Source organism: Neobacillus dielmonensis (genome assembly GCF_000612665.1).
Classification (GTDB): domain Bacteria; phylum Bacillota; class Bacilli; order Bacillales; family Cytobacillaceae; genus Neobacillus; species Neobacillus dielmonensis.
The window spans coordinates 161,369-174,689 of sequence record NZ_HG942046.1; the positions used below are offsets into that span (position 1 = coordinate 161,369).

At 40.2% G+C, this 13,321-nt stretch carries 11 protein-coding genes; all 11 read left to right on the forward strand.

The annotated features are described in order from the left end of the window. The first annotated feature begins 196 nt into the window (after positions 1-196). The 11 genes from BN2425_RS06445 to miaB all read left to right on the forward strand — a co-directional run bounded on the left by BN2425_RS06445 (position 197) and on the right by miaB (position 13,320). Positions 197-988, forward strand: a complete 792-nt coding sequence (locus BN2425_RS06445) for a DUF3388 domain-containing protein (protein ID WP_042456488.1) — start codon at positions 197-199, stop codon at positions 986-988. A gap of 20 nt (positions 989-1,008) precedes the next feature. Beyond that, positions 1,009-1,944 carry a helix-turn-helix domain-containing protein gene (locus BN2425_RS06450; RefSeq protein WP_042456491.1) on the forward strand — a complete coding sequence of 312 codons (936 nt, stop codon included), beginning with the start codon at positions 1,009-1,011 and terminating at the stop codon, positions 1,942-1,944. A gap of 84 nt (positions 1,945-2,028) precedes the next feature. Beyond that, a complete protein-coding gene (gene pgsA, locus BN2425_RS06455; protein WP_042456494.1) occupies positions 2,029-2,607 on the forward strand; it encodes a CDP-diacylglycerol--glycerol-3-phosphate 3-phosphatidyltransferase in 579 nt (192 codons plus the stop codon). A gap of 11 nt (positions 2,608-2,618) precedes the next feature. Further along, positions 2,619-3,869: a competence/damage-inducible protein A gene (locus tag BN2425_RS06460; RefSeq protein WP_042456496.1), complete on the forward strand. Its 1,251-nt coding sequence runs from the start codon at positions 2,619-2,621 to the stop codon at positions 3,867-3,869. Between the two features lie 273 nt (positions 3,870-4,142). Continuing rightward, positions 4,143-5,183: a recombinase RecA gene (gene recA / locus BN2425_RS06465; protein WP_042456499.1), complete on the forward strand. Its 1,041-nt coding sequence runs from the start codon at positions 4,143-4,145 to the stop codon at positions 5,181-5,183. Between the two features lie 320 nt (positions 5,184-5,503). Continuing rightward, entirely contained in the window at positions 5,504-7,066 is a 1,563-nt protein-coding gene (gene rny, locus BN2425_RS06470) for a ribonuclease Y (RefSeq protein ID WP_042456501.1), read from the forward strand. 133 nt (positions 7,067-7,199) lie between these two features. Continuing rightward, positions 7,200-7,997 carry a TIGR00282 family metallophosphoesterase gene (locus tag BN2425_RS06475; RefSeq protein ID WP_042456504.1) on the forward strand — a complete coding sequence of 266 codons (798 nt, stop codon included), beginning with the start codon at positions 7,200-7,202 and terminating at the stop codon, positions 7,995-7,997. Between the two features lie 199 nt (positions 7,998-8,196). Next, a complete protein-coding gene (gene spoVS / locus BN2425_RS06480; protein ID WP_038541258.1) occupies positions 8,197-8,457 on the forward strand; it encodes a stage V sporulation protein SpoVS in 261 nt (86 codons plus the stop codon). Between the two features lie 489 nt (positions 8,458-8,946). After that, positions 8,947-10,683 carry a 2-oxoacid:acceptor oxidoreductase subunit alpha gene (locus tag BN2425_RS06485; protein WP_042456509.1) on the forward strand — a complete coding sequence of 579 codons (1,737 nt, stop codon included), beginning with the start codon at positions 8,947-8,949 and terminating at the stop codon, positions 10,681-10,683. Continuing rightward, entirely contained in the window at positions 10,684-11,550 is an 867-nt protein-coding gene (locus tag BN2425_RS06490; protein ID WP_042456512.1) for a 2-oxoacid:ferredoxin oxidoreductase subunit beta, read from the forward strand. Positions 11,551-11,778: 228 nt separating this feature from the next. Then, the gene (gene miaB, locus BN2425_RS06495; RefSeq protein ID WP_042456514.1) at positions 11,779-13,320 is read left to right on the forward strand and encodes a tRNA (N6-isopentenyl adenosine(37)-C2)-methylthiotransferase MiaB; all 1,542 of its coding nucleotides are present in this window, start codon (positions 11,779-11,781) and stop codon (positions 13,318-13,320) included. Position 13,321: the final 1 nt, after the last annotated feature.

Below are 13,321 nucleotides of genomic sequence, written 5' to 3' on the forward strand. Positions count from 1 at the left end.
CGCGGCTCGCTGAACGACTGGAGCGGAAATCAACAGCCAAATTTACCAGAGACTTAGTATTAAAAGCTGAAAATTAAAGATATAAATGAATATATGTGTTTTTACTTTCATCTTATCAAAAAATCCTTTATCATAAAGCTTAGGCAGGTATGTGAAAAAAATGTCGAAATTTCTTTTTAAGGGGTACGAAGTTGAGATGATGAAAAAAGAGTGGTATTTAGAATATGAAATTCAGAAAAACCGTCCAGGTTTGCTTGGTGATATATCTTCTCTCTTAGGAATGCTTTCTATTAATATCGTAACCATAAATGGTGTAGACGAAGGCCGGCGCGGCCTGCTGATTTTAGCAAAAGATGATGACCAAATAAAACGGCTTGAGTCAATTTTACATACAATGGACACAATAAAAGTAATTAAACTAAGAGAACCGAAACTTCGTGACCGCCTGGCTGTCAGACACGGCCGCTACATCCAGAGAGATGCAGATGATAAAAAGACATTTCGTTTTGTAAGAGATGAACTTGGTTTATTGGTGGATTTTATGGCAGAATTATTTAAACAGGAGGGACATAAACTAATTGGTATTCGCGGCATGCCCCGTGTAGGCAAGACAGAATCACTTGTAGCAGCAAGTGTTTGCGCCAATAAACGCTGGCTGTTTGTCTCTTCGACATTGTTAAAACAAACAATTCGCAATCAATTAATCGAGGACGAGTACAATGCCAATAATTTGTTCATTTTGGATGGTATCGTTTCGACTAGACGTGCAAATGAGCGCCATTGGCAATTGGTACGCGAAATTATGCACCTCCCTGCAGTCAAAGTAATTGAACATCCGGATATCTTTGTCCAAAATTCCGAGTATACACTCGATGATTTTCACTATATTATTGAACTCAGAAATCACGCTGATGAAGTGATAACATATGAAATGGTGGACCAGAATAATATGTTTTCGGGTTCTGAATTTGGAGATTTTGATTTTTAAAAATTGGAAGGTGTTAACGAGTGACTGAGTTAGGGAATCGACTAAAAGAAGCCCGTTTAGCCAAGGAATTAAGTTTAGATGACTTACAATCAATGACAAAAATACAAAAACGCTATTTACTGGGGATTGAAGAAGGAAACTACTCCAGCATGCCTGGGAATTTTTATGTGCGCGCCTTTATTAAGCAGTACGCTGAAGCTTTGGATTTAAATCCTGATGAGATCTTTGAAACGTATAAAAGTGAAATTCCTGCTTCCTACACTGAAGAATTGCCTCAACAATTATCGAGGGTGCGGACACATAAAGCAATCCCAAGGGGTAACTCAAAAGTTTTTGATGTTCTGCCAAAAGTTCTGATTGGCGTTTTTGTGATTGGTGTTGCCAGTTTGTTATATTATTTCGTATCCAGCTACGCAAATAAAGGACCAGATGAGGCGGTTACGGAAAAAAATGAGCAGGTTAAACTAGTTAAATCACAGGATTATGAAAAAGCAAGAACAGAGGAAAAAACCAAAAACTCTACCGATAAAAACAGCTCCGGTACCAAGGATGCCAATGCCGAGAAGCCTGATGAAAATAATAAAGTAGAAATCGAACAAGCTTCTGAGCTGGAAGCACCAAAGCAGGAACTGACGGTAGTGCAAAGCAGCGGGAAAAATTCCACTTATTCGCTTAATAATACTGATCAATTTGTCGTAAAACTTGTTTCAAAAGGACAAAGTTGGGTGAGCATAAAAAATGGGCTTGGAAAATCGTTTTTTCAGGGGATGTTGACAGCTGGCAGCACAGATAGTCAGACAGTGGATTTATCTGCGGAAAAAGAGGCTGTTATTGTAGTGGGCCGCGCTGTAGACACCGAAATTTATGTGAATGACCAAAAGCTTGAGTATGTTGTAGCGCCGAATGAAGTGGTTCGTCAGAACATTACGATTCAATATGTTCCGAAGACCGAATAGTCATCCATTGATGACTATTTTTCGCATGGAGAAAAGCTTAGAGGTGTTTAATAAGTTTTTGGTTTCAACTAGGAGGAAAATGAAATGAATATACCAAATAGAATTACCGTTTCAAGAATATTATTAATCCCTATATTCTTGATTATCATGCTGGTTCCGTTTAAATGGGGAGAAATTGAACTTTTGGGAGCTACTATGCCTGTGACCCATTTAGTCGGAGCGTTAATTTTTATTCTGGCATCAACCACTGACTGGATTGATGGCCATTATGCTCGGAAGTATAATCTAGTCACGAATATGGGGAAATTCCTTGACCCGCTCGCTGATAAACTGCTTGTGTCAGCAGCACTTATTGTACTTGTAGAACTTGGGTATGCCCCATCATGGATTGTGATTATTATTATCAGCAGAGAATTTGCTGTAACTGGCCTTCGTCTCCTGCTTGCTGGTGAGGGGGAAGTAGTAGCTGCCAATATGCTAGGAAAAATTAAAACCTGGACGCAAATTATCGCGATTTCTACGCTATTATTACATAATATCATTTTTGCGATGATCCCATTTCGGTTTGATTTGCTAGCTCTTTGGGTTGCCCTGATTTTTACCATTTGGTCCGGCTGGGATTATTTTGCCAAAAACAACCATGTGTTTAAAAACTCTAAATAGGGGTGTTGGATATGAATGCTGAGATTATTGCGGTAGGCTCTGAACTTTTGTTAGGTCAAATTGTCAATACAAATGCACGATTTTTGTCTCAGCATTTAGCCGGGGCTGGAATCAATGTATTTTATCATACCGTTGTCGGGGATAACCCGGAAAGGTTAAAGTCAGCAATTGACATTGCTGAACAAAGGTCGAACATTATCATTTTTACAGGTGGACTCGGCCCGACTAAAGATGATTTGACGAAAGAAACGATTGCCCGTCATCTTGGAAGAAAACTTGTAATGGATCAAACGGCGTTAGGTTATATTGAAGAGTATTTTAAAAAGTCGAACCGGGTAATGACTGAAAATAATCGTAAACAGGCGCTTGTGATCGACGGCTCAACCATTCTTCCGAACAATCATGGAATGGCACCAGGAATGGTGGCAGCCAACGATCATCACATTTATATGCTTTTACCAGGACCTCCGAAAGAAATGGAGCCAATGTTTGTAGAGTATGGGATGGAAGCTTTGTCCATGAAAACAGGTACGCAAGAACAAATTGTTTCAAGAGTGTTGCGCTTCTTTGGAATTGGGGAAGCCGCATTGGAAACGGAAGTTATCGATTTAATTGATGCCCAAACCAATCCAACTATTGCTCCGCTAGCTGGAGATGGAGAAGTCACACTAAGGTTAACCGCAAAACATGCCGATAGAAAAATAGCAGAATCGATGCTTGATGAAATAGAAAAGAAGATTACCGATCGGGTAGGAGAGTTTCTTTACGGCTACAATCAAACCTCACTAATGGAGGAATTGATGAAGCATTTAAAAGCGGAACAGTTAACGATTACGGCGGCTGAAAGCTTAACCGGAGGAATGTTCCAGCAAGGGCTGACGTCCGTTTCTGGTGCCAGCTCGGTGTTTAGGGGCGGTGTTGTTTGTTATTCGAACGAAATCAAACATCAGGTTGTAAACGTAAAACAGGAAACACTTGATCTACATGGAGCCGTCAGTGAGCAATGTGCGAGGGAACTAGCAGAAAATATTGCCGGGATGTTTCACACCGACATTGGGGTGAGTTTTACCGGTGTGGCAGGGCCAGGTGAGCTGGAAGGGAAGCCGGCCGGAACTGTTTATATTGGGATTGCTGTCAAAGGAAAACCAACACGTGTTGAGAAATTAAATCTAGGCGGAACGAGAGAGCAAATTCGGGTCCGTTGCGTGAAATACGGTTGTTATTTTATACTAAAATACTTGAAAGAATCACAGAACGCCTAAGAGCGGTTCTGTGATTTTTTGTGCATAAAAAAATTTGTCTGATAAGTTGAGAAAAGCTTTTTTTCGGCCTCTATGGGATTTGAAAAATCAAAGAAAAGCCGCATTTATGTCCTGTAGACGGATATAATTGGCTTTATAAATGTCGAATAGATGTTCGTGTTTTTTCTCGACAAAATGTTGAAAAGAGGTTATATTATTAATAGGTTTTATTTTTGTTTTGATAGAATCCAGCAGCAATTTAATTTTACTTTTAAATAAAGGGAGGAACTATTTGTGTCAGACCGAAAGGCCGCCTTAGAAATGGCGCTAAAACAAATAGAAAAACAGTTCGGTAAAGGGTCCATTATGAAAATGGGCGAACAGGCCGAAACAAGAATATCCACGGTCCCTAGCGGATCGCTCGCGCTTGATGTGGCACTTGGTGTTGGAGGCTACCCCCGTGGACGGATTATTGAGATTTATGGACCGGAGAGCTCAGGTAAGACCACAGTAGCCCTACACGCCATTGCTGAAGTACAGGCAAAAGGCGGACAAGCAGCGTTTATTGACGCGGAGCATGCCCTGGACCCGGCTTACGCACAAAAATTAGGTGTGAATATTGATGAATTATTGCTTTCCCAGCCTGATACTGGTGAGCAAGCACTTGAAATCGCAGAAGCATTAGTCCGAAGTGGAGCAATCGATATTATCGTTATTGACTCTGTAGCAGCATTAGTGCCTAAAGCAGAGATTGAAGGCGAAATGGGGGACGCTCACGTAGGTTTGCAAGCCCGTTTGATGTCACAAGCCCTTCGTAAGCTTTCAGGCGCCATTAACAAATCAAAAACCATCGCTGTATTCATAAACCAAATTCGGGAGAAAGTCGGAGTAATGTTCGGAAATCCCGAGACGACACCTGGCGGTCGTGCATTGAAATTCTACTCCACCATCCGTCTTGAAGTCCGCCGTGCTGAAACTTTAAAACAAGGTAACGAAATGGTCGGAAACAAGACAAAGATTAAAGTTGTCAAGAACAAGGTCGCTCCGCCATTCCGAACAGCTGAAGTGGACATTATGTATGGTGAAGGTATTTCCAAAGAGGGAGAAATCATCGACATGGGAGCCGAACTGGATATTGTCCAAAAAAGTGGTGCTTGGTATTCCTACAATGATGAAAGACTGGGCCAGGGGCGTGAGAATGCTAAGCTATTCCTAAAGGAAAATCCCAATGTGCGTCTAGAAGTCCAGCAAAAAATTCGTGAACATTACGGATTAGATGGTGACAAAACCGTTGTAGAAGCGGAAGATGACGAGCAATTTGAATTATTAGATTAGTTGTCTGAGCAAAACCCATTTATAGGTTTTGCTCTTTTCTATAACAATGAATATTTATACACAAAACACCAATTCTATTCATGATCATTTCTATTAAAAAGTGAAAATAATTTTACGAAATTCGAAATATTTCAAAATGCTTTTCCGACTAACCTTGACAATGTATAGTCCCACCTTTACAATTAACATGTATATTTTACATTTTTGTCAAAATTACAATTTGAAAAGCCTTAGTGCTTGCTGTATGTTGAGTCTAAACAATGTACATGCCGACACTTAAAAAAATGTAACAAAAGTTCATAGCAAGAGGAGGTGTAACGATGGAACCAATCTTACTCATCATCTCCATTTTGCTTGGCCTTATCGTCGGTGCCGTTGTTGGCTATTTTATTCGTAAATCCATTGCTGAAGCAAAAATTGCAGGGGCAAAAAATGCCGCAGAGCAAATCCTAGAAGATGCAAAGCGTGATGCTGACACATTAAAAAAGGAAGCGCTGCTTGAGGCAAAGGACGAAATTCACAAGCTTCGTACCGAAGCGGAACGTGAGGTTCGCGAACGAAGAAATGAACTGCAAAAACAAGAAAACCGTTTACTGCAAAGAGAAGAGAATTTAGATCGAAAGGATGAAACGTTAAATAAGCGTGAAATTCTTTTAGAAAAGAAGGATGATTCTCTAGATCAAAGACAACAGCATATTGAAGAGATGGAAAGCAAAGTGGACGAGTTGGTACGTGCACAACAGACAGAACTCGAACGAATTTCAGGCTTAACCCGTGAGGAAGCAAGATCAATAATTCTTGATCGGACAGAAAATGAACTATCCTACGAAACGGCAGTTATGATTAAAGAAAGCGAAAACCGTGCAAAAGAGGAAGCTGACAAAAAAGCGAAAGAAATTCTTTCATTAGCGATCCAACGTTGCGCAGCTGACCATGTTGCAGAAACGACTGTATCAGTCGTGAACCTTCCAAATGATGAAATGAAAGGCCGGATTATTGGCCGTGAAGGACGTAACATTCGTACGCTTGAAACTCTAACCGGTATTGATTTAATAATCGATGATACACCGGAAGCTGTCATTCTATCAGGATTCGATCCAATTCGCCGGGAAACAGCCCGCTTAGCCCTTGAAAAGCTGGTACAAGATGGACGTATTCACCCTGCCCGCATTGAAGAAATGGTTGAAAAATCCCGTCGTGAAGTGGATGAGTACATCCGTGAAGTGGGTGAACAAACCACGTTTGAAGTCGGCGTGCATGGACTCCATCCAGACCTAATTAAGATCCTGGGTCGTTTAAAATTCAGAACAAGTTATGGTCAGAATGTGTTAAAACACTCGATGGAAGTGGCACAGCTTTCTGGCTTACTGGCAGCAGAACTGGGTCAAGATGAAACATTAGCAAGGCGAGCTGGATTGCTCCATGACATTGGGAAAGCAATTGACCATGAAGTGGAAGGAAGCCATGTAGAAATCGGTGTGGAACTCGCAACGAAATATAAGGAACATCCTGTTGTGATCAACAGTATTGCTTCCCACCATGGTGATACCGAACCAACCTCGATTATTGCCGTTTTAGTTGCAGCAGCAGATGCCTTATCAGCTGCACGACCTGGAGCCCGCAGTGAAACACTTGAAAACTATATTCGCCGTCTTGAGAAGTTGGAGGAAATTTCTGAATCCTTTGAAGGTGTGGAAAAATCCTTTGCTATTCAAGCTGGACGTGAAATTCGGATTATGGTAAGACCAGATGCTGTCGATGATTTGCAGGCACATCGATTGGCACGTGATATTCGCAAACGGATAGAAGAAGAGCTTGATTATCCAGGGCATATTAAAGTGACAGTCATCCGTGAAACACGAGCTGTTGAATACGCAAAATAAGCGGTGCATTTGCACCGCTTTTTTAAATGTCGAACAAGGAACTTTCAACTTAAGGGTAGGGTGGATGGTCAATCAGTTTTCTAAAGAAAAACTTTCATAACATTAATCTAATCGAAATCGAAAGGTCGTAAATATGAATTTATTATTTATTGGTGATGTCGTCGGCTCACCTGGCAGGGATATGGTAAAAGACTACCTACCAAAATTAAAAGAAAAGTATCGCCCCCATATAACGATTATCAATGGTGAAAACGCCGCTGGCGGAAAAGGCATTACCGAAAAGATTTATCGTCAATTCCTAGAACAGGGTGCACAAGCAGTAACACTTGGCAACCATGCATGGGATAATCGGGAAATATTTGAATTTATAAATGAGGCAAAATACTTAGTGCGGCCAGCCAATTTTCCGCAAAATAATCCTGGCCAAGGCATGATATTTTTAAAGTTGAATCAGTTAGAGGTCGCAATCATTAATTTACAAGGAAGGACTTTCATGAATCCGATTGATGATCCTTTCCGAAAGGCAGACGAGTTGGTGGAGGCAGCTAGAAAGCGGACCCCATTTATCTTTGTCGATTTTCACGCTGAAGTTACCAGCGAAAAACAGGCACTCGGTTGGTATTTAGATGGGAAAGTCTCAGCGGTGGTGGGGACTCATACGCATGTCCAGACAGCCGATCATCGAATATTACCTGGAGGCACAGCGTTTATGACTGACGTTGGGATGACAGGGCCGTATGACGGTATCCTAGGGGTCGAAAAAGAGGCGGTTCTAAAACGCTTTCTTACTAACCTACCTTCCCGGTTTGAGGTGACGGAAGGCGGTAGGAATCAATTAAGTGCCGTGAATATTGAACTAGACCAAAAAACAGGCCAAGCAAAAAAAATTGAACCGATTTTAATCAATGATGATCATCCGTTTTATTCTTAGGGCAAAGACTCTTTGCTCTTTTTTTTATTTCTATTTTTCCTTGTCAAATAAAGGTTCTAGTGCTTTTGTTTTGGATTTTTTTGTCCAAGCTGGAATATGTTTTTCTCGCTCCGAATATAGTAGCAGTGGAATGTTATATACCTGATTGGTTCATGAAACTGCTCATGCGGAATCGGGATTTTACGAGGAGGAGCTAGGAATGGAAATATTAAAGGTTTCAGCAAAATCTAATCCTAATTCTGTAGCTGGTGCACTTGCCGGAGTTCTGCGTGAAAGAGGTGCGGCAGAAATACAGGCAATTGGTGCGGGTGCATTAAATCAAGCCGTAAAGGCAGTAGCCATTGCTCGAGGATTTGTAGCGCCTAGCGGAGTTGATTTAATTTGTGTCCCTGCGTTCACTGATATCTTAATCGACGGTGAAGAACGCACAGCTATAAAATTAATTGTAGAACCGCGATAAAGTCTTGAACATATTCAAATCGCGGAAATAAGATTTATACCTTTGAACCTGGTTGTTTTATACAAGCAGGTATTTTTGTGTTTATTGCCTTAAGATATTACAGGGGAAACAAGAATATTAGAAATATAAAATTATTATATTGAAATATAAAAATAGTCTTATAAATATATATATCTAGCTCAAGAGATTGGGGGCGAAATCGTGATAAAATTGACAAAAATAAACAGTTTTTCTTGAAAATTAGACGGATTTTATTCCTTTAAAAACTGTTCATTTTAAATAATAAAAAAATATTCATATTTTAGACAATATTTTGAGTGAAAGGGTTGCAATTTTCTGTACATAGGTCTAGAATTGAAAGCGTTTAGTACCTCTCCATTATTCTAGTTATTGACTTACACAAAAGCCATAATTCTAGTGATTACCATGGAAAGTACTACACTTATCATGAATCAAACAACTTTTTACATATCCAAAGGGGTGTAAGACATGATCAATCAACTTTCGTGGAAAGTTGGCGGACAACAAGGGGAAGGTATAGAAAGTACTGGGGAAATCTTTGCTATTGCATTGAATCGCCTGGGCTATTACTTGTATGGTTATCGTCACTTTTCATCTCGGATCAAAGGTGGACATACCAACAATAAAATCAGAGTAAGTACAACACAAGTGCGTTCCATTTCGGATGATCTTGATATTCTGGTCGCATTTGACCAAGAAACTATTGATTTGAATTACAAAGAGCTTCATAGCAAAGGACTAATCCTAGCAGATTCCAAATTTAATCCTGTAAAACCAGAGGATGCACAAGCACCTTTGTATGCGGTACCATTCACTGAAATTGCAACTGAACTTGGGACTTCATTAATGAAGAACATGGTTGCCATTGGTGCAACTGCAGCTGTTCTTGATTTAGATATTAACGTGTTCGAAGAAGTTGTACGTGAAATCTTCGGCAAGAAGGGCGACCAGGTTGTTGCCAAAAATATGGATGCCATCAAAACTGGTTTCGATAATATGAAGGCAAACCTTGAGGCCGGAATCGAGCCAATGCATTTGGAAAAAGCTGATGGCAAAAAGCGGATGTTCATGATTGGAAACGACGCTATTGCACTTGGAGCTATTGCCGGAGGATGCCGTTTCATGGCTGCTTACCCAATTACTCCAGCTTCAGAAATTATGGAATATTTAATTAAAAAGCTTCCTGACCTTGGCGGTACCGTCATTCAAACAGAAGATGAAATAGCGGCAGCTACAATGGCTATTGGAGCTAACTATGCTGGAATTCGTGCTCTAACTGCTTCTGCAGGTCCTGGTTTATCTTTAAAAATGGAAGCAATCGGTCTTTCTGGAATGACAGAAACTCCGCTTGTCATTGTTGATACTCAACGTGGCGGCCCATCTACTGGATTGCCAACAAAGCAAGAACAATCAGACTTGATGGCAATGATTTATGGTACACACGGTGAGATTCCAAAAATCGTTATGGCACCAAGTACTGTAGAAGAAGCATTCTATGATACAGCAGATGCCTTTAATCTTGCGGAAGAATATCAATGTCCGGTCATTGTGTTATCAGACCTGCAATTATCATTAGGTAAGCAGACTGTAGAACCTCTTGATTTCTCAAAAGTAGAAATCAGACGAGGCAAGCTGGAAACAGGTGAACTTCCTGACCTTGGTGCTAAAGGCTATTTCAAACGGTATGAAGTGACAGAAGACGGCGTTTCACCACGTGTTATTCCTGGTATGAAAAATGGTATTCACCATGTAACCGGTGTAGAACACGCTGAGACTGGTAAACCTTCTGAAACAACTGCCAATCGCCAAGCTCAAATGGATAAGCGGATGCGCAAACTTAAAAATATCCGTTTTAACACTCCTGTCTATAAAAATGTGAAACATGAAAATCCGGATGTATTATTTGTTGGATTTAACTCTACACGTGGGGCAATCGAAGAAGCGATGGGACGTCTGGAGCAAGATGGTTTGAAAGTAAACCATGCTCATATCCGTCTAATTCATCCATTCCCTACTGAAGAAGTTCTTCCACTTGTTCAAGCAGCGAAAAAGGTTGTTGTGGTGGAGAACAATGCAACTGGACAATTAGCCAATATCCTAAAAATGAATGTAGGACACGCTGATAAAATCGTAAATCATACAAAATATGACGGTAATCCATTCTTGCCTCATGAAGTTTATACAAAATGTAAGGAGTTGTTCTAAGTGGCCACTTTTAAAGACTTTCGAAATGATGTGAAACCTAACTGGTGTCCAGGCTGTGGTGACTTCTCTGTACAAGCGGCAATTCAACGTGCAGCAGCAAACGTTGGCTTAGAGCCAGAAAATTTAGCAGTCATTTCTGGAATCGGCTGTTCAGGACGTATTTCCGGATATATTAATTCTTATGGTTTCCACGGAATCCATGGCCGTTCACTGCCAATTGCACAAGGTGTCAAAATGGCTAACCGTGATCTAACTGTTATCGCTTCAGGCGGTGACGGTGACGGTTTTGCCATCGGTATGGGACATACGGTTCATGCGATTCGCCGTAATATTAATATCACTTATATTGTTATGGATAACCAAATTTATGGTTTAACAAAAGGCCAAACTTCTCCACGTTCTGCAGCAGGATTTAAAACAAAATCTACACCAGCTGGTTCCATCGAGCAAGCCATTTCACCAATGGAATTGGCTTTGACTACAGGTGCAACATTTGTTGCGCAAAGCTTCTCTACAGATCTTAAAGATTTGACTGCTTTAATTGAAGCTGGAATTAAGCATGAAGGATTTTCTTTAATCAACGTGTTCAGTCCTTGTGTAACGTACAACAAGGTTAACACATATGACTGGTTTAAAGAAAACCTTACGAAATTAAGCGATGTTGAAGGTTATGATCCTAGCAATCGTGAATTGGCTATGCAAACATTGATGAAGCACAAAGGCTTAGTAACTGGCCTTATTTATCAAAACACTGAGCAGAAGTCCTATCAAGAATTGGTTCATGGATACTCAGAGGCTCCATTAACTCAAGCTGACTTATCTCTTGATCAAGCCTATTTTGATAAATTAGTTGCAGAATTTGTATAATAAAATGTAAAAAAATCCCGGTCAGTCCGGGATTTTTTTATTGTGAATCTGCCAATCAATAATGATATAAATAGGTATTTAACACTCGCCACGCCTGTATTTTCTATTGTTTTCATGTCAGTTAACCTTTATACTATAATAATGTGCAGATAAAGCATAAGTATGATTCATTATTAAAAAATAGTACCATTTACGATTTTTAGAAAATAGTTGAAAGGAGCTTATTCCATGAATGAAAAACAACGAATAGAAAGTCAGCAAGCTACTGCTAATCCTTCGGACAAAAAATCCGAAAAGGATTACAGCAAGTATTTTGAAAGAGTCATTACGGCGCCTTCATTAAAAGAGGCAAAAAGGCGTGGTAAAGAAGATGTTCAATATCATCATGATTTTTCAATCCCAGAGGAATTTAGAGGGATGGGAGAAGGGCGTAAGTTTTACATCCGCACTTATGGCTGTCAAATGAATGAGCACGATACAGAGGTTATGGCGGGTATTTTTGAGGCTCTTGGATACGAGCCAACGGACACTACAGAGGACGCCAATGTCATCCTCCTAAATACTTGTGCGATTCGTGAAAATGCTGAGAATAAGGTGTTTGGAGAGCTTGGTCACCTAAAAGCATTAAAAAAGGAAAATCCAGATTTACTTTTGGGTGTCTGTGGCTGTATGTCCCAGGAAGAGTCAGTAGTTAATAAAATTCTAAAGACCTATCATCATGTTGACATGATTTTCGGAACACACAATATTCATCGCCTGCCCCATATTCTTAACGAAGCATACCTGTCCAAAGAGATGGTTGTTGAGGTATGGTCAAAAGAAGGGGATGTTATTGAGAACCTGCCAAAAGTTCGTCGTGGCAATATCAAGGCATGGGTAAACATTATGTATGGCTGTGATAAATTCTGTACCTATTGTATTGTTCCATTTACACGTGGTAAGGAACGCAGCCGCCGACCAGAGGAAATTATTCAAGAAGTTCGTCATCTTGCAGCACAGGGGTATCAGGAAGTGACACTCCTGGGTCAAAACGTTAATGCTTACGGGAAAGACTTTGAAGATATAAAATATGGACTTGGTGACTTAATGGATGAGTTACGTAAAATTGATATCCCAAGAATCCGCTTTACGACAAGCCATCCGCGTGACTTTGATGATCACTTGATTGAAGTCTTGGCAAAGGGTGGCAATTTAATGAACCATATTCACTTGCCAGTGCAATCAGGTTCCACTGATGTATTAAAGATTATGGCGAGGAAGTATACTAGAGAACAATATTTAGAACTTGTAAGAAAAATTAAGGCAGCCATTCCGGATGTAACATTAACTACCGATATTATAGTTGGCTATCCAAATGAAACCGAAGAGCAATTCGAAGAAACCATGTCTCTATATCGAGAGGTAGGATATGAAACAGCCTATACGTTTATTTATTCTCCAAGAGAGGGAACACCTGCGGCAAAAATGGTCGATAATGTTCCGTTGGAAGTAAAGAAAGAACGTCTGCAGAGGTTAAATAATCTTGTCAATGAGTTGTCAGCACAAGCAATGAAAAAATATGAGGGCCAAATTGTCGAAGTACTTGTTGATGGGGAAAGCAAGAATAATCCAGATGTCCTGGCCGGATATACCACAAAGAACAAGCTTGTCAATTTTAAAGGTCCCAAAACGGCTATCGGCAAAATTGTGAAAGTGAAAATTACAGAAGCAAAAACATGGTCACTAAACGGAGAAATGGTGGAAGAATTAGAAGCAGCAGAGGTGAAATAAG

Bases quoted from the DNA above. Each gene is read 5' to 3' on its own strand.
- BN2425_RS06445 (WP_042456488.1), top strand. From the start codon at position 197: ATGATGAAAAAAGAGTGGTATTTAGAATATGAAATTCAGAAAAACCGT.
- pgsA (WP_042456494.1), top strand. From the start codon at position 2,029: ATGAATATACCAAATAGAATTACCGTTTCAAGAATATTATTAATCCCT.
- BN2425_RS06460 (WP_042456496.1), top strand. From the start codon at position 2,619: ATGAATGCTGAGATTATTGCGGTAGGCTCTGAACTTTTGTTAGGTCAA.
- rny (WP_042456501.1), top strand. From the start codon at position 5,504: ATGGAACCAATCTTACTCATCATCTCCATTTTGCTTGGCCTTATCGTC.
- BN2425_RS06475 (WP_042456504.1), top strand. From the start codon at position 7,200: ATGAATTTATTATTTATTGGTGATGTCGTCGGCTCACCTGGCAGGGAT.
- spoVS (WP_038541258.1), top strand. From the start codon at position 8,197: ATGGAAATATTAAAGGTTTCAGCAAAATCTAATCCTAATTCTGTAGCT.
- BN2425_RS06485 (WP_042456509.1), top strand. From the start codon at position 8,947: ATGATCAATCAACTTTCGTGGAAAGTTGGCGGACAACAAGGGGAAGGT.
- miaB (WP_042456514.1), top strand. From the start codon at position 11,779: ATGAATGAAAAACAACGAATAGAAAGTCAGCAAGCTACTGCTAATCCT.